This is a genomic window from Pseudomonas sp. AO-1, assembly GCF_019775695.1.
Classification (GTDB): Bacteria; Pseudomonadota; Gammaproteobacteria; order Pseudomonadales; family Pseudomonadaceae; genus Aquipseudomonas; species Aquipseudomonas parakoreensis.
This window is the reverse complement of sequence record NZ_CP079947.1, coordinates 3,883,448-3,909,214: the sequence shown is the minus strand read 5'-3', so window position 1 is coordinate 3,909,214 and position 25,767 is coordinate 3,883,448. Positions and strand designations below refer to the sequence as shown.

24 protein-coding genes are annotated in these 25,767 nt (G+C 61.2%); 7 read left to right on the top strand and 17 right to left on the bottom strand.

Features of this window, described 5'->3' with window-relative positions:
- Nucleotides 1-44: 44 nt before the first annotated feature.
- Nucleotides 45-1,217 (bottom strand): cystathionine gamma-synthase, encoded by a 1,173-nt coding sequence (locus tag KVQ82_RS17855; protein WP_041062583.1) that lies wholly within the window; start codon nt 1,215-1,217, stop codon nt 45-47.
- Nucleotides 1,214-2,590, bottom strand: coding sequence for a pyridoxal-phosphate dependent enzyme (locus KVQ82_RS17850; protein ID WP_108182454.1), 1,377 nt, complete (start codon nt 2,588-2,590; stop codon nt 1,214-1,216). The genes KVQ82_RS17855 and KVQ82_RS17850 overlap by 4 nt, the downstream gene beginning before the upstream one ends.
- Before the next feature lie 392 nt (nt 2,591-2,982).
- Here KVQ82_RS17850 and metE point away from each other — a divergent pair, with 392 nt between their 5' ends.
- The gene (gene metE, locus KVQ82_RS17845) at nt 2,983-5,271 is read left to right on the top strand and encodes a 5-methyltetrahydropteroyltriglutamate--homocysteine S-methyltransferase (RefSeq protein ID WP_222019422.1); all 2,289 of its coding nucleotides are present in this window, start codon (nt 2,983-2,985) and stop codon (nt 5,269-5,271) included.
- Nucleotides 5,272-5,394: 123 nt separating this feature from the next.
- On the opposite strand, the gene KVQ82_RS17840 is transcribed toward metE, so the two are convergent.
- A complete protein-coding gene (locus KVQ82_RS17840) occupies nt 5,395-6,330 on the bottom strand; it encodes a Ppx/GppA family phosphatase (protein ID WP_222014942.1) in 936 nt (311 codons plus the stop codon).
- Here KVQ82_RS17840 and KVQ82_RS17835 point away from each other — a divergent pair.
- From KVQ82_RS17835 to map, 3 genes are all read left to right on the top strand, one after another.
- On the top strand, nt 6,329-6,673 hold the full coding sequence (locus KVQ82_RS17835) for a hypothetical protein (protein WP_222014940.1): 345 nt from the start codon (nt 6,329-6,331) through the stop codon (nt 6,671-6,673). The genes KVQ82_RS17840 and KVQ82_RS17835 overlap by 2 nt on opposite strands.
- A 77-nt stretch (nt 6,674-6,750) precedes the next feature.
- A complete protein-coding gene (locus tag KVQ82_RS17830; RefSeq protein ID WP_025111624.1) occupies nt 6,751-6,978 on the top strand; it encodes a ParD-like family protein in 228 nt (75 codons plus the stop codon).
- Nucleotides 6,975-7,766, top strand: a complete 792-nt coding sequence (map, locus tag KVQ82_RS17825; protein ID WP_222014938.1) for a type I methionyl aminopeptidase — start codon at nt 6,975-6,977, stop codon at nt 7,764-7,766. The genes KVQ82_RS17830 and map overlap by 4 nt, the downstream gene beginning before the upstream one ends.
- 127 nt (nt 7,767-7,893) lie before the next feature.
- Here map and KVQ82_RS17820 read toward each other — a convergent pair whose 3' ends face one another.
- The 5 genes from KVQ82_RS17820 to ribBA all read right to left on the bottom strand — a co-directional run bounded on the left by KVQ82_RS17820 (nt 7,894) and on the right by ribBA (nt 13,258).
- Nucleotides 7,894-9,048, bottom strand: coding sequence for an ABC transporter ATP-binding protein (locus KVQ82_RS17820; RefSeq protein ID WP_222014936.1), 1,155 nt, complete (start codon nt 9,046-9,048; stop codon nt 7,894-7,896).
- Between the two features lie 17 nt (nt 9,049-9,065).
- Nucleotides 9,066-9,875, bottom strand: a complete 810-nt coding sequence (locus tag KVQ82_RS17815) for an ABC transporter permease (protein WP_025111627.1) — start codon at nt 9,873-9,875, stop codon at nt 9,066-9,068.
- Between the two features lie 6 nt (nt 9,876-9,881).
- The gene (locus KVQ82_RS17810) at nt 9,882-10,796 is read right to left on the bottom strand and encodes an ABC transporter permease (protein ID WP_041062560.1); all 915 of its coding nucleotides are present in this window, start codon (nt 10,794-10,796) and stop codon (nt 9,882-9,884) included.
- Nucleotides 10,793-11,818: an ABC transporter substrate-binding protein gene (locus tag KVQ82_RS17805; RefSeq protein ID WP_108182459.1), complete on the bottom strand. Its 1,026-nt coding sequence runs from the start codon at nt 11,816-11,818 to the stop codon at nt 10,793-10,795. The genes KVQ82_RS17810 and KVQ82_RS17805 overlap by 4 nt, the downstream gene beginning before the upstream one ends.
- A 330-nt stretch (nt 11,819-12,148) precedes the next feature.
- Entirely contained in the window at nt 12,149-13,258 is a 1,110-nt protein-coding gene (gene ribBA, locus KVQ82_RS17800; protein WP_222014934.1) for a bifunctional 3,4-dihydroxy-2-butanone-4-phosphate synthase/GTP cyclohydrolase II, read from the bottom strand.
- Between the two features lie 65 nt (nt 13,259-13,323).
- Between ribBA and KVQ82_RS17795 the strand changes: the two genes are divergently transcribed.
- A complete protein-coding gene (locus KVQ82_RS17795) occupies nt 13,324-13,617 on the top strand; it encodes a DUF1330 domain-containing protein (protein WP_222014932.1) in 294 nt (97 codons plus the stop codon).
- Nucleotides 13,618-13,717: 100 nt separating this feature from the next.
- Here the strand turns inward: KVQ82_RS17795 and KVQ82_RS17790 are convergent, their stop codons facing one another.
- The 7 genes from KVQ82_RS17790 to KVQ82_RS17760 all read right to left on the bottom strand — a co-directional run bounded on the left by KVQ82_RS17790 (nt 13,718) and on the right by KVQ82_RS17760 (nt 19,043).
- Nucleotides 13,718-14,281, bottom strand: coding sequence for an NUDIX hydrolase (locus KVQ82_RS17790; RefSeq protein ID WP_041062549.1), 564 nt, complete (start codon nt 14,279-14,281; stop codon nt 13,718-13,720).
- A gap of 1 nt (nt 14,282) precedes the next feature.
- Nucleotides 14,283-15,035, bottom strand: a complete 753-nt coding sequence (locus KVQ82_RS17785) for a GntR family transcriptional regulator (RefSeq protein WP_086790933.1) — start codon at nt 15,033-15,035, stop codon at nt 14,283-14,285.
- A gap of 58 nt (nt 15,036-15,093) precedes the next feature.
- Complete coding sequence (locus KVQ82_RS17780; RefSeq protein ID WP_222014920.1) at nt 15,094-15,483, bottom strand: carboxymuconolactone decarboxylase family protein; 390 nt, start codon at nt 15,481-15,483, stop codon at nt 15,094-15,096.
- 128 nt (nt 15,484-15,611) lie between these two features.
- A complete protein-coding gene (locus KVQ82_RS17775) occupies nt 15,612-16,097 on the bottom strand; it encodes a flavin reductase family protein (RefSeq protein WP_222014917.1) in 486 nt (161 codons plus the stop codon).
- Nucleotides 16,098-16,109: 12 nt separating this feature from the next.
- Nucleotides 16,110-17,591 (bottom strand): aldehyde dehydrogenase, encoded by a 1,482-nt coding sequence (locus KVQ82_RS17770; protein ID WP_222014916.1) that lies wholly within the window; start codon nt 17,589-17,591, stop codon nt 16,110-16,112.
- On the bottom strand, nt 17,588-18,421 hold the full coding sequence (locus tag KVQ82_RS17765; protein ID WP_198760183.1) for an alpha/beta fold hydrolase: 834 nt from the start codon (nt 18,419-18,421) through the stop codon (nt 17,588-17,590). Before KVQ82_RS17765 ends, KVQ82_RS17770 begins: the two co-directional genes overlap by 4 nt.
- A 31-nt stretch (nt 18,422-18,452) precedes the next feature.
- The gene (locus KVQ82_RS17760) at nt 18,453-19,043 is read right to left on the bottom strand and encodes an amino acid synthesis family protein (RefSeq protein WP_007968626.1); all 591 of its coding nucleotides are present in this window, start codon (nt 19,041-19,043) and stop codon (nt 18,453-18,455) included.
- 449 nt (nt 19,044-19,492) lie between these two features.
- Between KVQ82_RS17760 and KVQ82_RS17755 the strand changes: the two genes are divergently transcribed.
- Nucleotides 19,493-20,536 (top strand): YCF48-related protein, encoded by a 1,044-nt coding sequence (locus KVQ82_RS17755; RefSeq protein WP_222014915.1) that lies wholly within the window; start codon nt 19,493-19,495, stop codon nt 20,534-20,536.
- Nucleotides 20,533-22,917, top strand: coding sequence for an RND family transporter (locus KVQ82_RS17750; RefSeq protein ID WP_041062522.1), 2,385 nt, complete (start codon nt 20,533-20,535; stop codon nt 22,915-22,917). The genes KVQ82_RS17755 and KVQ82_RS17750 overlap by 4 nt, the downstream gene beginning before the upstream one ends.
- Before the next feature lie 175 nt (nt 22,918-23,092).
- Here the strand turns inward: KVQ82_RS17750 and KVQ82_RS17745 are convergent, their stop codons facing one another.
- Together KVQ82_RS17745 and KVQ82_RS17740 are read right to left on the bottom strand one after the other, a co-directional pair.
- Nucleotides 23,093-23,812, bottom strand: a complete 720-nt coding sequence (locus tag KVQ82_RS17745; protein ID WP_007968622.1) for a FadR/GntR family transcriptional regulator — start codon at nt 23,810-23,812, stop codon at nt 23,093-23,095.
- Nucleotides 23,813-23,968: 156 nt separating this feature from the next.
- Nucleotides 23,969-25,705 (bottom strand): IlvD/Edd family dehydratase, encoded by a 1,737-nt coding sequence (locus KVQ82_RS17740; RefSeq protein ID WP_097087141.1) that lies wholly within the window; start codon nt 25,703-25,705, stop codon nt 23,969-23,971.
- Between the last annotated feature and the right edge of the window lie 62 nt (nt 25,706-25,767).

Below are 25,767 nucleotides of genomic sequence, written 5' to 3'. Positions count from 1 at the left end.
TAACCAAAGCCCGCATCACTGCGGGCTGTGTCGTTGTTGCAGGATCAGATTTTCGTCAGCGCGTACGCCAGATCGGCGCGCAGGTCTTCGAGGTCTTCGACGCCCACCGACAGACGCACCAGGCCATCGCCGATGCCCAGTTTGGCGCGGGTTTCAGCAGGAATGGTCGCGTGGGTCATGATCGCCGGGTGCTCGATCAGGCTTTCCACGCCGCCCAGGCTTTCGGCCAGGGCAAAGATCTTCACGTTTTCCAGAAAGCGTCGGGCGCCCTCCAGATCACTGTTCAGATCCACCGAAATCATCCCGCCAAAACCATGCATCTGCCGTTTGGCCAACTCATGCTGCGGGTGCGACGGCAGGCCTGGGTAGTAAACGCGTTTGACCTGCGGCTGCTGCTCCAGCCACTTGGCCAGTTCCAGTGCGTTGCTGCAATGACGTTCCATGCGCAGCGCCAGGGTTTTCACCCCGCGCAACGTCAGGAATGCATCGAACGGCCCGGAAATCGCGCCGACCGCGTTCTGCAGGAAGCCGAGTTTGTCCGCCAGTTCGGCATTCTGCCCAACCACCGCGATACCACCGATCACGTCGGAGTGACCGTTCAGGTACTTGGTGGTCGAGTGCAGCACGATGTCGAAACCCAGCTCCAGCGGGCGCTGGATATACGGGCTGGCGAAGGTGTTGTCGGCAACGCTGATGATCCCGCGTGCGCGGCAGATGCGTGCAATCGCGGCCAGATCCGACAGGCTCAGCAGCGGGTTGGTCGGCGACTCGACAATCACCAGGCGGGTGTCGTCCTGCAGCGCCGCTTCGAACGCCGCCAGGTCAGTCAGATCGACGTAGCTGAAACGGTGTCCGGCACTGCGCTGGCGTACCTTGTCGAACAGGCGGAATGTGCCACCGTACAGGTCATTGCCGGAGATCACGTGCGAACCGGCATCGATCAGTTCAAGCACGGTGGAAATCGTCGCCAGCCCGGACGCGAACGCGAACGCGCGGGTACCGCCTTCCAGATCCGCCACGCAACGCTCCAGCGCAAAACGCGTCGGGTTGTGCGAGCGCCCGTAGTCGAAGCCCTTGTGCACGCCGGGGCTGTCTTGCAGGTACGTCGAGTTGGCGTAGATCGGCGGCATCAACGCACCGGTGGTCGGGTCAGGCGTTTGCCCGGCGTGGATCACCCGGGTCGCGAAGCCTTGGGATTTATCGTCGTGCTGACTCATGCGAGGGATCTCCGTAATTGGTTGAGCATGTCGGTGCGGGTAATCAGACCATGGAAGCCCGAAGCGTCGGCAATGATCGCCACGAGGCCACGACTGAGCACCGCTTCCAGCTCTGTGAGATGGGCGCCAGGTGCGAGGGTTTGCAGTTTGTCGGTCATCACGCTGGACACCGATTGACTGAAGCGCGCGGCGTCTTCGTGCACCGCGAGCAAGATGTCGGATTCGTCGATCACGCCGACCAGTTGTTTGCCTTCCACCAGCACCGGCAGTTGTGAGACATCCGCCAGACGCATGCGCTGGAACGCGGTCAGCAGGGTGTCGTCGGGGCCGACGCTGATCACGCGGCCGTCTTCGAAACGTCGCGCGATCAGATCGCGCAGGTCGCCATAGCGTTTGCGCTGCAACAGGCCCTGATCGGTCATCCACTGGTCGTTGTAGACCTTCGACAGATAGCGCGTGCCGGTGTCGCAGACGAAGCTGACCACACGTTTCGGCTCGGTCTGTTCGCGGCAATAACGCAGCGCGGCAGCCAGCAAGGTGCCGGTGGACGACCCCCCGAGAATGCCTTCGGCCTTGAGCAACTGACGGGCATGATCGAAGCTTTCTTCGTCGCTGATCGAGTAAGCGTGGCGCACGCTGCTGAGGTCGGTGATCGACGGAATGAAGTCTTCGCCGATGCCTTCCACCGCCCACGAACCGGGCGTCGGCATCGTGCCGTCGCGGCTGTATTGCGCCATCACCGAACCCACCGGATCGGCGAGGACCATTTCCAGATCCGGCTGCACGCGTTTGAAGAAGCGACTTAGCCCGGTCAGGGTGCCGGCAGACCCGACGCCGACCACGATCGCGTCCAGATCATGCTCGGTCTGCGCCCAGATCTCCGGTGCGGTGCTGCACTCGTGTGCCAGCGGGTTGGCGGGGTTGTTGAACTGGTCGGCGAAGAACGCGCCGGGAATGTCTTTCGCCAGGCGGGCGGCGACGTCCTGGTAATACTCGGGGTGGCCCTTGCCGACGTCCGAGCGGGTGATGTGCACTTCGGCGCCCATGGCTTTCAAGTGCAGGACTTTCTCGGTGGACATCTTGTCCGGCACTACCAGCACCACGCGGTAGCCCTTGGCCCGGCCGACCAGTGCCAGGCCCAGACCGGTGTTGCCGGCGGTGGCCTCGACGATGGTGCCACCCGGTTGCAGGCGCCCGTCGCGTTCAGCGGCGTCGATCATCGCCAGACCGATGCGGTCCTTGATTGAGCCGCCGGGGTTTTGTGATTCCAGTTTGAGAAACAGTGTGCAGAGGCCGGTATCGAAGCGGGTAACTTGTACCAGCGGCGTGTTGCCGATCAGCCCAAGTACGGCAGGGCGTGAATCCTTTGACATTTCTTCACCTCTTGTAGTGGTGTTGATCGCGTTCCATTCGCGGGGAAAAGCTCGCGTGCAACATAGGCGCAGACAGGATCTGTCGCAACCATTAGTCAGCCGCAGATACAGCCATTTCGATCTAACCATAGAACAGATTCGAAGCCTGCAACGGCGCGGTTTCAGAGGGTTTACATCAAGGCGCCATCGAGTATTCAAAGGGCGTCGTGACCGCGCTCGCCAGCTTGATTCGCGCAGGAATATCCTGCAGGGCAAAACATGTTTTCAGCGCGCATACAGGTGATATTCGATCATGAGGGAAACTTGTGATCATCAAGATTAAAATGAGTTTGTCTCACCAGCGCCTGATCCTGACAATGGCCGCCATCAACAAGACATTGGAGTTGTTTGTCATGGCACTGGCCCATTCCCTCGGATTTCCGCGCATCGGTCGCGACCGCGAACTGAAAAAAGCGCAAGAGGCGTTCTGGAAAGGAGAGCTGAACGAGGCTGGCCTGCGTGACGTTGGCCGCGAGTTGCGTAAGGCCCATTGGGACTTGCAGAAAAACGCTGGCCTCGAGCTGCTGCCGGTGGGCGATTTCGCCTGGTACGACCAGGTGCTGACTCACTCGCTGATGTTCGGGGTGATCCCCGAGCGTTTCCGTCCGCACGACGGCAAAGCCACGCTGCAGACCCTGTTCGGCATGGCCCGTGGTGTCAGCGACAGCTGCTGCGGCGGTGCACACGCTCAGGAAATGACCAAGTGGTTCGACACCAACTACCACTATCTGGTCCCGGAATTCAGCGCCGATCAACAGTTCCAGCTCGGTTGGGAACAGTTGTTCGAAGAAGTCGAAGAGGCACGTGCCCTCGGCCATAACGTCAAACCGGTGATTATCGGCCCACTGACTTATCTATGGCTGGGCAAGGCCAAAGGCGCCGCATTCGACAAGCTGGAATTGCTCGACCGCCTGCTGCCGCTGTACGGGCAGATCTTCGCGCGCCTCGCCGCACTCGGTGTGGAATGGGTGCAGATCGACGAGCCGATTCTGGTGCTCGACCTGCCGCAGGAATGGAAGAACGCTTTCGAGCGTGCATACAACCAGATCCAGCGCGATCCGTTGAAAAAGCTGCTCGCCACTTACTTCGGTGGTCTGGAAGAGAACCTCGGCCTGGCCGCCAATCTGCCGGTCGATGGGTTGCACATCGATCTTGTGCGTGCAGCGGAACAGTATCCGACCATTCTTGATCGCCTGCCGGCCTACAAAGTGTTGTCGCTGGGCCTGGTCAATGGCCGTAATGTCTGGCGCTGCGATCTGGAACATGCGCTGGCGACTTTGCAGCATGCGCATGAGCGATTGGGTGATCGGTTGTGGGTCGCGCCGTCCTGTTCGCTGTTGCACAGTCCGGTGGACCTGAGCCGCGAAGACCAGCTCGATGCCGAGCTGAAAAGCTGGCTGGCGTTTGCCGTGCAGAAGTGCGAAGAAGTCGCCGTGCTGGCTCAGGCCGTCAACGAGCCTGAGTCACCAAAAGTGCTCCGCGCCTTGACCCAAAGCCGCTCGGTACAGACCAGTCGCGCCGCCTCGCCACGTATTCACAAACCGGCGGTGCAGGCCCGTGTGGCGGCCATTACAGTGCAGGACAGCCAGCGCCAATCGCCGTTTACCCAGCGCATCGCCAAGCAGCGCGCCGGCCTCGAGCTGCCGCTGTTCCCGACCACCACCATCGGTTCGTTTCCGCAGACCGCCTCGATTCGTCTGGCGCGTCAGTCGTTCAAGCAAGGCAAGCTCAGCGAAGCCGAATACACCGAAGCCATGTACAGCGAAATTCGTCACGCTGTGGAGATCCAGGAGCAACTGGGCCTCGATGTACTGGTGCACGGAGAAGCCGAGCGCAACGACATGGTGGAGTACTTCGCCGAGCAACTCGACGGCTACGTGTTCAGCCGTTTTGGCTGGGTGCAGAGCTACGGTTCACGTTGTGTGAAACCGGCAGTGATCTTCGGTGATCTGAGCCGTCCGCAAGCCATGACCGTCGACTGGATCCGCTATGCTCAGGGCCTCACCGGCAAGGTCATGAAAGGTATGCTGACCGGCCCGGTGACCATGCTGATGTGGTCGTTCCCCCGTGAAGACGTGTCCCGTGAGGTGCAGGCGCGGCAACTGGCGCTGGCGATCCGTGACGAAGTGGTGGATCTGGAGGCCGCCGGAATCAGGATCGTGCAGATCGACGAAGCCGCCTTCCGCGAAGGTCTGCCGCTGCGCCGCGCGCAATGGCAGCACTATCTGGATTGGGCCACCGAAGCGTTCCGCCTGTGTGCCTCCGGTGTACGCGACGAAACGCAGATCCATACGCACATGTGCTACAGCGAGTTCAATGATGTGATCGAGTCCATCGCCGCCATGGACGCCGACGTGATCACCATCGAAACCTCGCGTTCGGACATGGCGTTGCTCGACGCTTTCGAAGCCTTCGCCTATCCGAACGAGATCGGCCCGGGTGTCTACGACATCCACTCGCCACGCGTTCCCGATGCTTCGGAGATGGCTAACTTGCTGCGCAAGGCAGCGCAGCGGATTCCGGCCGAGCGGTTGTGGGTCAACCCGGATTGCGGTCTGAAAACCCGTGGCTGGCCGGAGACTGAAGCGGCGCTGGTGCATATGGTTGCCGCTGCCCGGCAACTGCGCAAAGAACTGGCCTGAAGCCTGAATACAAACCCTGTGGGAGCGAGCCTGCTCGCGAAGGCGGCGTGTCAGTCGAATAATGTTTCTCTGATACACCGCTTTCGCGAGCAGGCTCGCTCCCACAATGGAGTTAGTGATCGGTCAGTGCCGGCTCATCAAACCATGCAGCACACCCAGGCGCAGCCCCGGTTCCGACGGCACCATCTGTGAAATCCCGAATGCCTTGAACGCCGCCAGCATCAATACCAATCCGCCGGGCAAAATGCTCTGGCGATGCGGCTGCAAACCTGCCAGCTTCAACTGCTGAACATTCTTCACCTTCAGCAGCAACAGCGACAAACGCAACAACCTACCATAGGTAATGCCATCCTGACCGAGGTCGTTCAAGCGATTGGCCTTGAGCACTTTCGCCAGCATCCGCGCCGTGCCGGACGAGCCAATGGTCTGCTGCCAGCCCTGTGCACGGTAGCGGCGGGCGACTTTCTCGAATTGCAGGATCGCCACGCGTTCGGCTTCCTGCAGCGCACCGGGCGCGATGCGCCCGTCAGGGAAATAGCGTGCGCCCAAGGTGCCGCTGCCGATGGCGATGCTTTCGGTGAGCAGCGGCTGCGACCCCTGGCCGAGAATCAGCTCGGTGGAACCTCCACCGATGTCGACCACCAACCGCATGTCTTCAGCGCCCGGCAGGGAATGGGCGACGCCGGCATAGACCAGTTGCGCCTCTTCATGGCCGGAAATGACATCGATGCGAAACCCCAGATGACGTTCGGCGCTGTGCAGAAACAGCTGCGCATTGTCGGCCTCGCGTACCGCGCTGGTTGCCACGGCCCGCACCTTGCCGGCCTCGAACCCGCGCAGTTTCTTGCCGAACCGCGCCAGCGCCTGCCAGCCCCGATCCAGCGCCAGTGCGTCCAGAGCACCGCCTTCGAAACCTTCGGCCAGTCGCACCGGCTCACGCAGGGTTTTGACCTCCTGAATCATCAAGCCCTGTCGACTGCGTACCGACTGGCCGATCATCAGGCGAAACGCATTCGAACCCAGGTCAATGGCGGCAAACAGCGAGGCGTCTTCTTTCATGGGAATCCCTGCAAAGCGTCCGTCGAAGGCTCAAGACGGTTTGCGAGGATTTTGCGGTGCGGTTGATGACATCCTGATGACGGGGCAGGGGCGCTTCAGTGAATTGTTGACTGTCATGACTCTGTCATTATCCGGCTACTATCCTGACCCCAATACATCGCGTGTTCTTAAAGTTTTTGCTGCCTCTTTGGGCAGCTTTTTTTTGTCTGAAATTCCACACGTTTCCCCCAAAAACCAACACAAAATCCCTGTAGGAGCTGCCGCAGGCTGCGATCTTTTGACTTTGTTTTTGAAGATCAAAAGATCGCAGCCTGCGGCAGCTCCTACACGTTTATGTCAGTAGGTTTGCGGAGTGTATTGCAATTTTCCATGAGGCTTGGATAGTATACGATCCATATACACTTCGTATTGGATTTGGATATGGGCATCGTAAAGATTTCTGAAGACATGCACGAGAACCTGCGCATCTCCAGCACCGCGCTCAGCCGCTCGATCAACGCGCAGGCCGAGCACTGGATGCGCATCGGCATGCTCGCCGAGCTGCACCCCAACCTCGACCACAGCGCCATTTGCCGCTTGCTGATCCGCGCCGAACAGAACGGCGGGCTGGATCTGCACCAACTGACTCAGGAAGCCGTCAGCGCATGAGAAACCAGATCAAGATCAACACCCCCGCCGAAATCGCTCAGTCACGCGCTGCCGGCAAGCTGGCCGCCGAGGTGCTGGCGATGCTGGTACCGCATGTGAAGGCGGGCGTGACCACCGATGAACTGGATCGCCTGTGCAACGACTACATCGTCAACGTGCAGAAAGCGATTCCGGCCAACGTCGGTTATCACGGCTTCCCGAAAACCGTCTGTGCCTCGGTCAACGACGTGGTGTGCCACGGCATCCCGTCGGGCACGCCGCTGAAGGATGGCGACATCGTCAACCTCGACATCGCGGTAATCAAGGATGGCTGGTTCGGCGACACCAGCCGCATGTACGTGGTCGGCGAGGCGACGCCTGAGGCGCAGCACCTGATCAAAACCACCTACGACGCCATGTGCGCCGGCATTCGCAGGGTGCGTCCCGGAGCGACACTGGGCGACATCGGCCATGCGATTCAGAGTCTGGCGGAGAAAGAAGGCTTCAGCGTGGTGCGCGAGTATTGCGGGCATGGCATTGGCAAGGTCTACCACGATGAACCGCAGATTCTGCATTACGGTTTTCCCAATCAGGGCATGAAGCTCAAGGCGGGGATGATCTTCACCGTCGAACCCATGCTCAATGCCGGCAAGCGCCATGTGAAGAACATGCCGGACGGCTGGACCGTGCTGACCAAGGATGGCTCGTTGTCGGCGCAGTGGGAGCATATGGTGGCGGTGACCGACACCGGCTTCGAGATCCTCACGGCGTGGCCGGACGAAATCGAAGGGTTCACTCCGATCGCCTGAACACTGAGATTCCTGTGGGAGCGGGCTTGCCCGCGAAGACGTCAGCACATTCAACATTGATATTGAATGTACCTGCCTCTTCGCGGGCAAGCCCGCTCCCACAGGGAGGTGTATTGCGTGGGGTATATCAGTGAGATCCGGCGGCTTTGTTGAGATCGCTTTCAGCCCATTCGCTGTAGACACAGGCATCCGCCGTCGCCCAGCGCACTCGCACCGGGTCGCCAGCCTTAAGCGGCATGCCGGCGGCGGACAAGGCTTTCACCGTCATCGAAGTACCGCCCGCGGTGAGCACGCTGCAGGTCTGGCTCTCACCAAGAAACAACACCTCCACAACCTGCGCCGACACCTCGTTCCAACCCGCTGCCAGCGGCTCTGCGCTCGCCTGCTGCACGCTCAGCGCCACAGCCTTTTCCGGACGCACCATCAGCAGCACATCCTGATCGGTGTGCAACCCGGCGGTCAGTCGAATCGACAATGACTGTCCTTCAAACGAAGCCGCCGCATTGCCTTGCGCCTTGAGCTTGAGGAAGTTCGAGTTGCCGAGGAACGATGCGACAAACGCGTTCGGCGGATTCTGGTACAGGTCATAACCGCTGCCCAGGCCGACAATCTTGCCGTGACTGAAGATCGCGATGCGCTGCGACAGGCGCATGGCTTCTTCCTGATCGTGGGTCACGTAGACGATGGTGATGCCCAGGCGCCGATGCAACTGGCGCAGTTCATCCTGCAGGTCTTCACGCAGTTTTTTATCCAGCGCTCCGAGGGGTTCGTCCATCAACAGAATGCGTGGCTCGTAGACCAGCGCGCGGGCGATGGCGACGCGTTGCTGTTGCCCGCCAGAGAGTTGCGAAGGGCGGCGATGGGCGAATTGTTCGAGCTGCACCAGTTTCAGCATCGCGTCGACGCGCTTGTCACGTTCGGCGGCGGCGAGTTTGCGGATCGCCAGCGGGAAGGCGATGTTGTCGCGCACCGACAGATGTGGGAACAGCGAATAGCGCTGGAACACCATGCCGATGTCGCGCTTGTGCGGCGGCACGTTGACCAACGACTGACCGTTGACCAGGATCTCGCCGCTGCTTGGGGTTTCGAAGCCGGCGAGCATCGACAGCGTGGTGCTTTTGCCCGAGCCGCTGGAGCCGAGGAAGGTCAGGAACTCGCCGTCCTTGATGTCCAACGAGATGTTGTCGACGGCGGCAAAGTCGCCGTAGTGCTTGTTCAGGTTGCGCAGGCTGACCAGAGGTTTGTCGTTCTGCAGGGAGGCGTCTTTGATCACGGCACTCATGTCGTACTCCTGGGCGCTCAGGCGCTGATTTCGTTGCGCCGGCGCAGCGCGGCGGCGATGACCATGACCAAAACCGACAAGCCGATCAGCAGCGTCGATGCGACGGCGATCACCGGGGTCAGGTCCTGGCGCAGGGTGGTCCACATTTTCACGGGAAGGGTTTGCAGGGTCGGGCTGGCCATCATCACGCTGAGCACCACTTCGTCCCACGAAACCAGAAAGGCGAAGAGGGCGCCGGCAACCATACCCGGGCGAATCGCCGGGAATGTCACCTTGAACACCGCTTGCAGGCGTGAGGCACCGCAGATCACCGCCGCGTCTTCAATCGACTGATCGAACAGCTTCAGCGAGTTGATGATCGAGATGATGGTGAACGGCAGCGCGACGATCACATGGCTGACCACGAAGGCGAACATGGTCCCGGTGTAACCGAGCTTGAGAAACAGCGCGTACACCGCCACGGCGATGATCACCAGCGGCACGATCATCGGCAGGGTGAACAGGCCGTAGAGCATTTCCCGACCGGGGAAGCGCCCGCGCACCAGAGCGAAGGCAGTCGGCAAACCAAGGGCCACGGCGCAAATCGTGGTCAGCACGGCAACCTTGAGGCTGGCCGCCGCAGCGTTCATCCAGTCGGCGTTGGAGAAGAACTGGCCGTACCATTTCAGCGTCCAGCCCGGCGGCGGGAACACCAGCCACTGCGACGAGCCGAACGACAGCAGGACGATAAACACGATCGGCAACAGCAGGAACAGACCGATCAACCCGGTGGTGGCGTACAAGCCGAAACGCATCCGCCGGCTCATGGCATTGGGAGTCAGGAGCATCTCGGTTTACCTCGCGTTGCTGGCGCCAACCGGGGATTCCGGCTGAAGCTTCAGGTAGAAGTAGAACAGCACCAGCGTGATCGCGATCAGCAACGCGGCGCCGGCACTGGCCAGGCCCCAGTTGAGGAACGATTGCACCTGCTGAATGATGAACTCCGGCAGCATCATGTTCTGCGCCCCGCCGAGCAGCGCCGGGGTGACGTAGTAACCGAGCGACATCACGAACACCATCAACCCGCCGGACGCCAGCCCCGGCCGGCACAGCGGCAGGAACACCCGGAAGAAGTTGGTCCAGGGACTGGCGCCACAGATCGAGCCGGCTTGCAGGATCATCGGGTCGATGGCCTGCATGGTTGCCTGCAACGGCAGGACGATGAACGGGATCATGATGTAACTCATGCCGATCACCACGCCGGTCAGGTTGTGCACCATTTCCAGCGGCTGATCGATGATGCCCAGCGCCATCAGCGCCTTGTTGATCACCCCCGAGGCCTGCAGCAATACCAGCCACGAATAGGTGCGGGCGAGCAGGCTGGTCCACATCGACAGCAGCACGATGTTGAGGATCCAGCGGCCCCAGCCGCGCGGCACCAGAGTGATCGCCCACGCCAGTGGAAAGCCCAGCAACAGGCTGAAAATCGTCACCAGCCCGGCCACCGAAAAGGTGTTGAGCAGCACCCGCGCATACGCCGAGTTGGCGAACAGTTGTTCGTAGTTGCCAAGGCCGGGGGTCGGTTCGAGCACGCCGCGCAACAGCAGGCCAATCAACGGCGCGAGAAAGAACAGGCCGAGGAACAGCAGTGCCGGGACCAGGTTGCCGGCACCTTTCCAGCGTTGTCTGAAGGTGGGGGATGAGCCGGCAGCGCCAGTGGCGCTCCCGGTCACCGTTGCGGGGCGGGGCGCAGTGGCCGCCATTTTCATTTGACCAGCCATTCGTTCCACCGTGTCGCGATGGCTTGACCGTTCTTGGCCCAGTACGCGAAATCAAGCGTGATTTGATCCTTGGCGTAGGCCGTCGGCAGGTTCGGGGCCAGCACCGAGTCCAGGCGCGCCACGCTGTCGACGTTGACCGGGGCGTAGGCGGTCAGGTTGGAGAAGTCCGCCTGGCCTTTGGCACTGCTGGCGTTGGCCAGAAACTTCATCGCCGCGTCCTTGTTTTTCGAGCCTTTTGGAATCACCAGAATGTCGGCCATGACCAGGTTCTGTTTCCAGCTCACACCGACGGGGGCGCCGTCTTCCTGCAGGGCGTGAATCCGGCCGTTCCAGAACTGACCCATGCTCGCTTCACCGGAGGCCAGCAGTTGCTGCGACTGCGCGCCACCGCCCCACCAGACGATGTCTTTCTTGATGGTGTCGAGTTTCTTGAAGGCGCGATCCAGATCCAGCGGGTAGAGCTTGTCAGCCGCTACGCCGTCGGCCAGCAGCGCCAGTTCGAGCACGCCGGGGCTTGGCCATTTATAGAGCGCGCGTTTGCCGGGATAGGTCTTGGTGTCGAACAGGGCGCTCCAGTCTTGCGGCTTGGCAGCGCCGAGCTTGCCCTCGTTGTAGCCGAGGACGAAGGAGAAGAAGAACGAGCCGACGCCGTAGTCGCTGACGAAACGCGGGTCGATCTTGTCGCGCTGGATGACGTTGAAATCGAGGGGTTCGAGCAGGCCTTCGGAAGCGGCGCGCAGGGCAAAGTCGGCTTCGACATCGACCACGTCCCATTGCACGTTGCCGCTCTCGACCATGGCCTTGAGTTTGCCGTAGTCGGTCGGGCCGTCCTGCACGACGGTGATGCCGCTGGCCTTGCTGAACGGATCGGCCCAGGCCTGTTTCTGCGCATCCTGGGTGCTACCGCCCCAGCTGACAAAGTTCACACTCTCGGCGGCCATTGCAGCCTGGCCGGTCACGCTCAGCAGTCCCGCAAAAAGGATTGCGGTTGCAGCTTTGTTCAACACCATTTTTACGCCCTCATTGTTGTGTTTTTGAGCGGGCTTGCGTTGTTGCCCGCCTGTCGGGAGCAGTAGCTGGACGGTTTTTCAGGTCGTCCGGTCTATGGAATATCATATTATGGTATTCCAAACTTTGTGCAAGCACTTTGCCTTACCGGTTATCTGGGGAATGTGTTTTTTTTACCGCTGGAAGTTTTGTGATAGATGGAAAATTGTGGCGAGGGAGCTTGCTCCCGCTGGGTTGCGAAGCGACCCTCGCTTCTCTGAAAAGCTGGGGCCTGCTGCGCAGTCCAGCGGGAGCAAGCTCCCTCGCCACAGGAAATCACCTGTGTCTGGGCGTTATTCGGTAAACGGAATGCTCTCCACCACCTCCAGGTCATACCCGGTCAGCCCCGCATACTTCAGCGGCGGCCCAAGATGGCGCAGTTTGCCGACGCCGAGGTTCTGCAGAATCTGCGCCCCGGTGCCGACCTCCGAATAAATCCGCGATTGCGAGCGACTGAACTGCCGTGGCGGCTGAGTCAGTTGCGGTACGCGCTCAAGCAGCGCCTGTGACGATTCATGATTGGCCAATACCACCACAACCCCATGACCTTCCGCCGCGACCCGTTGCAGCGCCGCCCACAGCGTCCAGTTGCTCGGCCCGCTGTACTCGGCGCCGACCAGATCACGCAGCGGATCGATCACATGCACGCGCACCAGCGTCGGCTCTTCGCGGCGCAGATCGCCCATGACCATCGCCATGTGTACGCCGCCCTCAATGCGATCTTCGAAAGTGATCAGGCGGAAGGTGCCGTGCACCGTTGGCAACTCACGCTCACCGATGCGCTCGATGGTGTGCTCGGTGCTCAGGCGATAGTGGATCAGGTCAGCGATGGTGCCGATCTTGATTCCGTGCTTACGGGCGAACACTTCCAGATCCGGGCGGCGGGCCATGGTGCCGTCGTCGTTCATCACTTCGACGATCACCGAGGCCGGCGTAAAGCCCGCCAAGCGCGCCAGATCGCAACCGGCCTCGGTGTGGCCGGCGCGGGTCAGCACGCCGCCTTCCTTGGCGCGCAGCGGGAAGATGTGCCCAGGCTGCACCAGGTCTTCAGCGCGGGCGTCTTTCGCCACAGCGGCCGCGACCGTGCGCGCGCGATCGGCTGCAGAAATGCCAGTGGTGACGCCGACCGCCGCTTCAATCGACACGGTAAACGCGGTGCTGAATACGCTGCCATTGCTCGGGACCATCTGCTCCAGGCCCAGGCGTTGGCAATGCTCGTCGGTCAACGTCAGGCAGATCAATCCGCGCGCTTCACGGGCCATGAAGCTGATCGCCTCGGGCGTGCAACAATCGGCGGCCAGCAGCAGGTCGCCTTCGTTTTCTCGGTCTTCGTCATCGACCAGCAGGACCATTTTGCCGAGGCGATAATCTTCGAGGATTTCTTCGATGCTGTTGAAGGCCATGCTGGACTCTCGATATGGATGAAATTCGTGGTATACCATAATACAAATTCAACCAAGAGGTCACTATGAAGGCGTACTGGATTGCTCACGTGGACATCACCGATCCCGATCACTACAGCCAATACACCCAGCGCGCACCGGCAGCCTTCGCCGCGTTCGGCGCGAAGTTTCTGGCCCGGGGCGGGCGCAGCGAAGCGCTGGAGGGCAGGGCTACGCCTCAGCGTAGCGTGGTGATCGAGTTCGAGAGCTACGAGCAGGCGCTGGCGTGCTACCACTCGGCGGCGTATCAGGAGGCGAAACGTTATCGCGAGGAATGGGCGCGGGCGGAGATCGTCATCGTCGAAGGTCTGGCGCCGTAGCCATTGTAGGAGCTGCCGCAGGCTGCGATCTTTTGATCTTGTTTTTTAAAATCAAAGTCAAAAGATCGCAGCCTGCGGCAGCTCCTACAGGGGTCAGGTATCAGCGGATAAAGTGGATCTTGCCGCTGTCATCATTGCCCATGTAGATCCCATACACCCCGGCCTGGCGTTCCTCGATATAGCGCTCGAGGATCTGCCGGATCGCCGGGTAGTAGATCTGCTCCCACGGAATGTCTTCAGGGGCAAAGAACTTGTAGTCGAGCGTCTCGGGCCCGTACTGCCCGGTGATCTCCAGCGCGATCGCGCGGAAGATGATGTATACCTCGCTGATTTTCGGCACGCTGAAGATCGAATACGGCGAGACGATTTCCGCACGTACGCCGCTTTCTTCCCAGACTTCGCGCAGCGCCGCCTGCTCGGTGGTTTCGCCGCTTTCCATGAAGCCGGCGGGCAGCGTCCAGGTGCCGGGGCGCGGCGGGATCGCCCTTTGGCACAACAGGTATTTGCCGTCCTGCTCAATGATGCAGCCGGCGATGATTTTCGGGTTCACATAGTGGATGTAGCCGCAGCCGCGGCACATCAGGCGCTCGTGCGTATCGCCCGGCGGAACTTGCTGACCGAGGTCAGGGCCACCGCATTTCGGGCAAAAGCTCGGGCTGAACATGTCAGTGACCTATGCGTGGTTCTTTCAGCGCGATCGGCAGGGTGATGTTCGGCGTGGCGCCGGTCTCTTCCTGTTTGCGCTTGAGGTAATCGAGGGCCACGGCAGCAGCCGCACGCACGTGATCGACGCAGGCCTGATGCGCCGCCAGCGCATCACCGCTCTTGATCGCCTCGACCATTTTTTCCATTTCGTGATTACTCGCGCCGCGCCGGTTTTCCTGGGACACCGAGGTCGCCCGCAGGTAGCTGATGCGCGCCTGCAACTGGCGCAACTGCGTGGCCGCAACATGGTTGCCCGAGCCTTCCAGCAATACGTCGTAGAAGCCCTGCACCGAGTCGATCACCTGTTGCAGTTCGCCGTCCTTGAGTGCCTTGCGGTTCTCGTCGAGGGCTTTTTCCAGGGCCTTGATGTCCTTGGCCTTGGCGCGCAGGGTGAACAGCTGGACGATCAGGCCTTCGAGCACGCAGCGCAGTTCATAGATGTCGACTGCATCGGCGAGGGTGATGATCGCTACGCGCGGGCCTTTGGCATCGGCGAATTCGACCAGTCCTTCGGACTCCAGGTGACGCAAGGCTTCGCGCACCGACGTGCGACTGACACCGAGGCGATCGCACAGATCGCGCTCCACCAGACGATCGCCGGGCATGAGCTGGAAATTCATGATCGCGCTACGCAGTTTATCCAGCACGATTTCGCGCAGGGTAACGGGGTTGCGATTGACCTTGAAGCTGTCGTCGAGTGGCTGGCGTTTCATGGGGTCCGCTCTTTAAGTTGGCTGTCCATGCCAGACGGGCATCTAAACAGCCGAGGGGTTAACTGGAGGCCTCGGCGTCGGCTTCGGCGAAGGCTTCACGGGCGAGCCGGAAACTGTCCACGGCTGCCGGGACGCCGCAATAAATACCGACCTGAAGCAGAATTTCGCGTATTTGCTCATGACTCAGGCCGTTACGCAAGGCGCCGCGCACATGCAGCTTGAGTTCGTGCGGACGGTTGAGCGCCGAGATCATCGCCAGGTTGATCATGCTGCGCTCCTTGAGCGACAAACCCTCACGGCCCCAGACATGACCCCAGCAGTATTCGGTGACCATTTCCTGCAGCGGGCGGGTGAAGTCGTCGGCGTTCTCGATCGAGCGTTTCACGTAGGCTTCGCCCAGCACTTGGGTGCGGATCTTCAGGCCTTTTTTGTACTTTTCGTTACTCATAAATCTTCCTCACACACACATTGCCCTGTAGGAGCTGCCGCAGGCTGCGATCTTTTGATCTTGCTCTTAAAAATCAAAGTCAAAAGATCGCAGCCTGCGGCAGCTCCTACAGGGATTGTGTTTATCCATCAGGCCAGGGTTGGCAATGCCCCGAGCTTGCCCTTGTGATAAATCATCGGCGTCACCGGTTGCGCGGGCAGGATCAGGTTCTTCACCGCGCCAACGATAATCGCGTGATCACCACCGTCGTATTCACGCCACAACTCGCACTCGATGATTGCTGTGGCCTTGGCGAGGATCGGGTTACCCAGTTCGCTCAAGTGCCACTCGATGCCTTTGGCCTTGTCCTTGCCTTTGCCGGCGAAGGCGTAGGCCTCGGCGGTCTGCTCGGCGGACAGCAAATGGATCGCGAATTTCTGGCTGTCGCGCAGCACCGGGTAGGTGTCGGAGGCGTAGTTGGGGCAGAACAGCACCAGCGCCGGGTCAATCGACAGCGCACTGAAGGCGCTGGCGGTGATGCCGACGATGGCGCCATCCGGGTCGAGGGTGGTGACCACCGTGACCCCGGACGGAAACGAGCTCATGACGTCTTTGTAAATGCCGGGTTCGATCATGTCGCAGGACTCCTAGCGCATCACAAACGGATCAGGCATCGGAGCCTGAGAGAGATTGATCCACACCGTTTTCAGTTCGGTGTAGGCCAGCACCGAATCGATGCCGCTTTCGCGTCCATAGCCACTGTTCTTGAAACCGCCAATTGGCGCCATGGCCGATACCGCGCGGTAGGTGTTGACCCAGATGATCCCCGAACGCACATCCCGGGCCAGACGATGGGCGCGGCCCAGGTCGCGGGTCCAGATGCCGGCGGCAAGGCCAAACTGCGAGTCATTGGCAATCGCCAGCGCTTCGGCTTCGTCCTTGAAGCGAATCACCGAAGCCACCGGGCCGAAGACTTCTTCTTGCATGATCTTCATCGAGTTGCGGTCGCACTCGAACAGCGTCGGCTCGTAGAACCAGCCGTCACCGAGGTCGGTCGGACGCTTGCCGCCGGTGCGCAACCGCGCGCCTTCAGCGATGGCATCCGCCACCAGACCTTCGACCACCGCCAATTGCTGCGCAGTGGCCATCGGGCCCATTTCGCTGTGGTCTTCCTGCGGGTTGCCGATGCGGATGCGCTGGGCGCGTTCGACCAGGCGGTTGACGAACTCGTCGTAGATTTCGTCCTGTACCAGCAGGCGCGAACCGGACACGCAGCTCTGGCCCGAAGCCGCGTAGATCCCGGCGATGGCACCGTTGATCGCGCTGTCCAGGTCGGCGTCGGCGAAGATGATGTTCGGCGACTTGCCGCCCAGTTCCAGCGACAGTTTGGCGAAGTTCTCGGCGCTGCTGCGCACAACGTGCCGGGCCGTGGCCGCGCCGCCGGTGAAGGCGATCTTGCGGATCAGCGGATGGCGGGTGAGGGCGGCGCCGGTGCTCGGGCCGTAACCGGTGACAACGTTGACCACGCCCGGTGGAATTCCGGCTTCCAGCGCCAGTCGCGCCAGCTCAAGGATGGTTGCCGAAGCGTGCTCGGACGGCTTGATCACAATCGTGTTGCCGGCGGCGAGGGCCGGCGCCAGTTTGATCGCGGTCAGGTACAGCGGGCTGTTCCAGGGAATGATCGCGGCGACCACGCCCATCGCTTCGTGCACGGTGTAGGCAAACAGGTCGGGTTTGTCCAGCGGCAGGGTGCCGCCTTCGAGCTTGTCGGCCAGGCCTGCGGTGTAGTGGAAGAACTCCGGCAGATAACCGACCTGACCACGGGTTTCGCGGATCAGTTTGCCGTTGTCGCGGCTTTCCAGCTGCGCCAGTTGTTCCTTGTTTTCCGCGATCAGGTCACCGAGACGCCGCAGCAGTTTGCCGCGTGCGGTGGCGGTGAGACCGCGCCAGGCCGGGCTGTCGAAGGCAGTCTGCGCCGCTTGCACGGCGCGTTCGACATCGGCTTCATCGGCGTCAGGCAGTTCGGCCCAGGCTTGCGCGCTGGCCGGGTTGAGGCTTTCGAAAGTCTTGCCGGAGAGGGCGTCGACCCATTCTCCGCCGATGCACATCTGGAAGCGTTGGAGTGTCATGCAACGATCCCCTTTATAGGGTTTTGTCGGGCGTGTGCGTAGTCGAGAAATTCCAGCAACGTCTGGTTGACCAGGCGCGGCGACTCTACCGGCATCATATGCCGTTGCTCGGGCAGTACCGCAACCTTCGCACCGGGGATGCGCCGGGCCAGTTGCTCGGCCATTTCCGGCGTGGAACCGGGGTCCAATTCGCCGGTGGCGATCAGCGTCGGCGCCTGAATACTGCCGAGGTCGTCGGCGCGGTACATGTCCTGAGTGGCGAACAATTCATAGGTAGTCAGATAACCCTGCGGGTCGTTGCCGGCCAGGGTCTGACGAATGGCCGCGATCTGCGCCGGGTTCGCCGCCTGATATTCGCGGCTGAACCAGCGCGACAGCGCCGCTTCGGCATTGGCGTCCGGCCCGTGTTCGGCGGCCTGCGCGGTGCGGGCGATGACCCCGGCGCGCTGTTCTTCGCTGCGGTTGAACACGCTGTTGAGCACCACCAGGCTTTGCAGGCGCTCCGGGTAATGCAGGGCAAACGCCCGCGCCACCAAACCGCCCATGGAGAAACCGATCACCGCTGCCTGGGGCAGATTCAGGTGATCGAGCAGCTCCAGCAACTGATCGGCATAACCGAGCAGGCCGGTGCCGCTGGTCGGGCGCGGGCTGGCGCCGTGGCCGAGCATGTCGTAGGCGATCACCTGGTATTGGGCAGACAGGCCAACGATCTGGCCGCCCCACATTTCTTTGTTCAGGCCCACGCCGTGGATCAAGACCACGGGCTGGCCTTGGCCGGTCGCCAGGTAACTGGTGCCAGCCGGGGTGAGTTCAGCGGTGAGCCGAATCATGGAGCGCTCCTGCAATGCCTTTTTATTGTGATTACTGGGCTTTTTCGGCGGCCAGTTCTTCCAGATCGATGTAGCGGTTGCCGATGCGCGGGTGCAGTCGACCACCGTCGGCGCAACCGAGCACCACGACGATTTCGTCGGCACGCGGCGCGTCCTCGATCTGCATTTCCAGGGTGATGTAGTGCGAGCGCAGACCTTCGTCGTCCTTGTGCATCATCGGGATCTGGATCGACGTGCCCGGGCCGCCGCGCTTGTTGGTGAAGCTCAGGTAGCTCTTGGCCTTGACCGCTTCGCGGTAGTGGTTGCCGAAGCGCAGGGTGTGGATCACGGCCGAGGCGTGTTCGATTTCGCCGTCGGCGCCGACCACTGCCGCTTTACCGTAAGCCTCAATCTTCTCGGCACCGCCGATGATGCCCACCAGACGCTCGACCATCATTGCGCCGAGGTCGGAGCAGTTGGCGCGGATTTGCGGTTTCAGGTCCTCGACGAAGCCGTTGCCTACCCACGGGTTCTTCATCACCACGGCCAGGCCAACCATGGTCACTGGCTTGTCAGTGGCCTTGCCGCCTTCGATGAAGGTTTCTTCGACATAGCTGACGATCTTGCGAATTTCGAAACTCATGAGCTGCTCCGTAGGGGGATTGAGAGTGTCTGTGTGTCTGATGGTATACCATAATACCGATCGTGCAAGTCCCCCACGCAAGATTTGCCGCATCGATCCGGCGAATGGCGGTGTATTCGCCTGCCATCCTCATCAATCCGCCACGACGCGATATCGATGTAGGAGCTGCGGCACGCTGCGATCTTTTGATCTTGTTTTTAAAAACCCGGATCAAAAGATCGCAGCGTGCCACAGCTCCTACAGGGGGTTGTGTCGGGGTCATTTGGTTAACAAAAGATAACGTGGCGCCGATTGTCAGACGTTTCCAAAGCCCGATAGGATGAGCCAGCTTCCCAAGGCGCTCTGGACTGCGGGTTTCACGGCTATGCTTGTGACCCATCAGTCACCACGAGCACCCTTGCGGCGCCCTAAGGCCCAATGGCCTAACAATAATAAATAGGGGAAGGTCTATGAGTCGTTGCCGCCCGCCGGCGTTACGCAACACCGCGTTGCTGGCCACAGCACTCACACTGCTGGGCTGTGCTGCCTTGTCGGCACCCGTTCTGGCCGCCGAAGCGCCCGCCGACGGGGTGTATTCCACCGAATCGGCCAAAGCCGCCAAAAGCCTGATACTCGATGTTGTCCACGCCGGCACCCGGTTGGTGGCGGTGGGTGATCGCGGGCACATTCTCTATTCCGATGACCAGGGCAAGACCTGGACCCAGGCCAAGGTGCCGACCCGGCAACTGCTGACGGCGGTGTACTTCGTCGACGACAAGCACGGCTGGGCGGTCGGCCACGACGCGCAGATCCTCGCCAGCGCCGACGGCGGCCTGACCTGGAGCAAACAATTCGAAGACCTCAAGCGCGAAGCACCGCTGCTCGACGTCTGGTTCCAGGACGTCAACCACGGCGTCGCGGTCGGTGCCTACGGTGCATTGCTGGAAACCACCGATGGCGGCAAGAACTGGCAGGACGTCAGCGACCGCCTCGACAACCAGGACCAGTTCCACCTCAACGCCATCGCGGCGGTCAAGGACGCCGGGCTGTTCATCGTCGGCGAGCAGGGCAGCATGTTCCGCTCCCCGGACTGGGGCCAGACCTGGGAAAAACTCCAGGGCCCATATCAAGGCTCGCTGTTCGGCGTGATCGGCACCGCCCAGGCGCAGACCTTGTTGGCCTACGGCCTGCGCGGCAACCTCTATCGTTCCAGCGATTTCGGCAGCACCTGGCAGCAGGTCGAACTCAAAGCCGCGCGTGGTGCGCTGGAGTTCGGCCTGTCCGGCGCCACGCTGCTCGCGGATGGCTCGATCGTGATCGTCGGCAACGGCGGCTCGGTGATCAGCAGCAGCGACAACGGCGAAACCTTCAGCGTGTTCAACCGCCCGGACCGCATTTCGCTGTCCTCGGTGACAGCGGCCGGCGACGGCAATCTGATTCTGACCGGGCAGGGCGGCGTGCACACCACGCAGCCCAACGGCGCCGACATCAATAATAAGAAGGCGGGGCTATGACTTCCTTGAGCACTCATCATCAGGACAAGGCGACGTTCCTCGAACGTCTGATTTTCAACAACCGCCCGGCCGTGATCCTGATCTGCCTGGTGGTCAGCGTCTTCCTGTTCTGGCAGGCCACGCTGATTCGCCCCTCCACCAGTTTCGAAAAAATGATCCCGCTCAAGCATCCGTTCATCGAGAAGATGATGGAGCACCGCAACGATCTGGCGAACCTAGGCAACACCGTACGGATTTCGGTGGAAGCCAAGGACGGCGACATCTTCTCCAAGGAATACATGGAGACCCTGCGCCAGATCAACGACGAGGTGTTCTACATCTCCGGCGTCGACCGTTCCGGCCTCAAATCGCTGTGGAGTCCGAGCGTACGCTGGACCGAAGTGACCGAAGAGGGTTTCGCCGGCGGTGAAGTGATTCCGCAGAGCTACGACGGCTCGCCGGACAGCCTCGACATGCTGCGCAACAACGTCCTCAAATCCGGGCAGGTCGGGCGCCTGGTGGCCAACGACTTCAAATCGAGCATCGTCGACATCCCGCTGCTGGAGTCCTACCCGGACCCGCAGGATCAGGGCAAGCTGCTGGCGCTGGACTACCGCCAGTTCTCCCATGAGCTCGAAGACAAGATCCGCAACAAGTTCGAAGCGCAGAACCCCAACGTCAAAATCCACATCGTCGGCTTCGCCAAGAAGGTCGGTGACCTGATCGACGGTCTGGTGATGGTGGTGATGTTCTTCGGCATCGCGTTCGTCATCACCCTGATCCTGTTGCTGTGGTTCACCAACTGCCTGCGCAGCACCATTGCGGTATTGAGCACCACGCTGGTGGCGGTGGTCTGGCAACTGGGGCTGATGCACTTCTTCGGTTTCGGGCTGGATCCGTATTCGATGCTGGTGCCATTTCTGATTTTCGCCATCGGCATTTCCCACGGCGTGCAGAAGATCAACGGCATCGCCCTGCAGTCGAGTGAGGCGGACAACGCCCTGACTGCCGCGCGGCGCACGTTCCGGCAACTGTTCCTGCCGGGGATGATCGCGATTCTCGCTGACGCCGTAGGCTTCATCACCCTGCTGATCATTGATATCGGGGTGATCCGCGAACTGGCGATCGGCGCGTCCATCGGCGTGGCGGTGATTGTGTTCACCAACCTGATCCTGCTGCCGGTGGCGATTTCCTATGTCGGCATCAGCAAGCGTGCGATTGCCAAGAGCAAGAAGGACGCGAATCGCGAGCACCCGTTCTGGCGCCTGCTGTCGAATTTCGCCAGCCCGAAAGTCGCCCCGGTTTCGATTGCTCTGGCGCTGCTCGCCTTCGGCGGCGGCCTCTGGTACAGCCAGAACCTGAAGATCGGCGACCTCGACCAGGGCGCGCCGGAGCTGCGTCCGGACTCGCGCTACAACAAGGACAACAACTTCATCATCAACAACTATTCCACCAGTTCCGACGTGCTGGTGGTGATGGTCAAGACCGCCACCGAAGGGTGCTCGCGCTACGAAGCGATGGCGCCGATCGACGAACTGATGTGGAAGATGCAGAACACCGAGGGTGTGCAGTCGGCAATCTCGCTGGTGACCGTGTCCAAACAGATGATCAAGGGCATGAACGAGGGCAACCTGAAATGGGAAACCCTGTCGCGCAACCCGGACGTGCTGAACAACTCGATCGCCCGCGCCGACGGCCTGTACAACAACAGCTGTTCGCTGGCGCCGGTGTTGATCTTCCTCAACGACCACAAGGCCGAAACCCTCGACCGCGCGGTGCATGCGGTGCAGGAATTCGCCAAGGCCAACAACAAGGACGGTCTGGAATTCATCCTCGCCGCCGGTAACGCCGGGATCGAAGCGGCCACCAACGAGGTGATCAAACAGGCCGAGCTGACCATCCTGATCCTGGTGTACATCTGCGTCGCAGTGATGTGCATGATCACCTTCCGTTCATGGGCGGCGACCCTGTGCATCGTCCTGCCGCTGGTGCTGACCTCGGTGCTGGGCAACGCGCTGATGGCGTTCATGGGCATCGGCGTCAAAGTCGCGACCCTGCCGGTGGTGGCACTGGGCGTGGGGATTGGCGTGGACTACGGCATCTACATCTACAGCCGTCTGGAGAGTTTCCTGCGCGCCGGTCTGCCGTTGCAGGAAGCCTATTACCAGACCCTGAAATCCACCGGTAAAGCGGTGCTGTTCACCGGCCTGTGCCTGGCCATCGGCGTATGCACCTGGATCTTCTCGGCAATCAAGTTCCAGGCCGACATGGGCCTGATGCTGACCTTCATGTTGCTGTGGAACATGTTCGGTGCACTGTGGCTGTTGCCAGCGCTGGCCAAGTTCCTGATCAAGCCGGAGAAACTGGCGGGGCAGAAGGGCAATTCGCTGTTTGCTCACTGATCCGGACGCCTGAAACGACAAAGCCGCAACCTCAGGGTTGCGGCTTTTTTGTAGCTCAAGATCAAAAGATCGCAGCCTTCGGCAGCTCCTACAATGGGCACAAGTACACCCGACTTTCACCAATACACACGATCGCTGTAGGAGCTGCCGAAGGCTGCGATCTTTTGACTTTGCTTCAGGAAAGTTCGGTGCCGAGCACAGCGCTCAATGCACTGCGCGCATCATCCAGCTGCACCAGCGTCGCGTGGCGGGCACCCAGTGCATCGCGGTTCTCGATCGCCGTAAGAATCGCCTTGTGCCGCGGCAACGCCAGTTCATGCAGATTCGGCCGCTGGTTGGAATGCTTCAACGCCTCGGCAATCGCCACCGAAAGCATGTTGCACAGGTTCGCCAGCAAATCGTTGTGCGTCGCATCGGCAATCCGGCTATGGAAGTCCAGGTCCGGTTGCAGCAACGCCTCCGGGGTCGGCGCGGCTTCCATGCGTTGATAGGCCTCGCCGATGGCGGCGATGTCGGCCTCGGTCGCGTGCTGGGCGGCGAGGGCGGCAGCGGCCGGTTCGATGATGCTGCGCACACTGGTCAGCACATTGAAGAATTCATTCTGCGGGCTGCTTTGCATCAGCCAGTGCAGCACGTCCGGGTCGAGCATGTGCCATTCGCGGCGGGCCTTGACCACCGTGCCAACGCGCGGTTTTGAATACACCAGTCCCTTGGCCACCAGCACCCGCGTGGCTTCGCGCAACACCGGGCGGCTGACCGCGTACTCCTCGCACAACAGCGCTTCGGCGGGCAGTTTGTCGTCGGGCAAAAAGCGTCCGGAGACGATCTGCATACCCAGTTCCTGGACAATGCGCGAGTGCATGCTTTTACGGTCGGAAGGTTTGCGGTAATCCATGGGGAACGGCGCGATCCTGAGCGATGGAGATGCCGCGCATCATAGCAGGCACGGGCGGTGGGCGATCCAGCCCTTGAAAAGATCGCAGCCTGCGGCAGCTCCTACAGGGAAATGCATTCCAAGGTAGGAGCTGCCGCAGGCTGCGATCTTTTGATCTTAATGAGAATGGCGCGGCACTTCGGCCCCTCGGCAACCCACCAGGAAGTCAAAGTCACAACCCTGATCCGCCTGCAGCACATGGTCGATGTACAGCTGACGATAGCCGCCGACCAGTAGCTGCTGCGGTGGCTGCAGATCGGCCATGCGCGCTGCCAGTTCGGCATCCGGAATGTCCAGGTGCAAACGCCCGCTGGCGCAATCGAGCTCGATCCAGTCGCCTTCCTGCACCACCGCCAACGGCCCACCGGCAGCGGCTTCCGGGGCAACGTGCAAAACCACGGTGCCGTACGCGGTGCCGCTCATCCGCGCATCCGAGATGCGCACCATGTCGGTCACGCCTTGGGCCAGCAGCTTGGCCGGCAAGCCCATGTTGCCCACCTCGGCCATGCCTGGATAACCTTTCGGCCCGCAGTTTTTCATCACCAGAATCGAGTCTTTATCGACATCCAGCTCCGGATCATTGATCCGCGCCTTGTACATGTCGAAGTTCTCGAACACTACTGCGCGTCCACGATGCTGCATCAATTCCGGGGTCGCGGCGGACGGCTTGAGTACCGCACCCAGCGGCGCCAGGTTGCCGCGCAACACGCAGATACCGCCGTCCGCGCGGATCGGATTGTCGAGGGTGCGGATCACTTCGTCCTCGCCATAGATCGGCGCGTCCTTGGTGTTCTCGCCCAGCGTCTTGCCATTCACGGTCAGCGCGTTCGGATTGGGGATCAGATTGGCCTCACCGAGACGCCGCAGCACCGCCGGCAAGCCTCCGGCGTAGTAAAACTCTTCCATCAGGAAGCGCCCGGACGGTTGCAGGTCGACGATGGTCGGCATGCCGCGCCCGATACGCGTCCAGTCGTCCAGATCCAGCTCGACGCCGATGCGACCCGCGATGGCTTTCAAGTGGATCACCGCGTTGGTCGAACCGCCGATCGCCGCGTTGACCCGAATGGCGTTTTCAAAGGCTTCCTTGGTCAGGATCTTCGACAGGCGCAAATCTTCGCGCACCATCTCCACTGCGCGCATGCCGGACATGTGCGCCAGCACATAACGCCGCGCATCGACTGCCGGAATCGCCGCGTTGTGCGGCAGCGAAGTGCCGAGCGCTTCGGCCATGCAGGCCATGGTCGACGCGGTGCCCATGGTGTTGCAGGTGCCCGCCGAGCGCGACATGCCGCCCTCGGCCGCGAGGAAATCGTCAATGGTGATGGTGCCGGCCTTGACCTGCTCGCTGAGCTGCCACACCACCGTGCCGGAACCGATGTCCTTGCCCTTGTGCTTGCCGTTGAGCATCGGCCCGCCGGTGACGACGATCGCCGGCACGTCGCAACTGGCCGCGCCCATCAGCAGCGCCGGGGTGGTCTTGTCGCAGCCGGTCAGCAGCACCACGCCGTCAATCGGGTTGCCGCGAATCGCTTCTTCGACGTCCATGCTCGCCAGGTTGCGGGTGAGCATGGCGGTGGGGCGCAGGTTCGATTCGCCATTGGAGAACACCGGGAATTCCACCGGAAAGCCACCGGCCTCGATCACGCCGCGTTTGACGTGCTCGGCAATCTGACGGAAATGCGCGTTGCACGGGGTCAGTTCCGACCAGGTATTGCAGATGCCGATGATCGGCTTGCCGTGGAACTGGTGGTCGGCGATGCCCTGATTCTTCATCCAGCTGCGGTACATGAAGCCGTTCTTGTCGGCCGTGCCAAACCATTGGGCGGAGCGCAGGGTGGGTTTCTTCTCAGACATGATCGATTCTCTTATTGTAAGACTATTGTTTGCGAGTCATGGCTAAACATAAGCGCAAAATC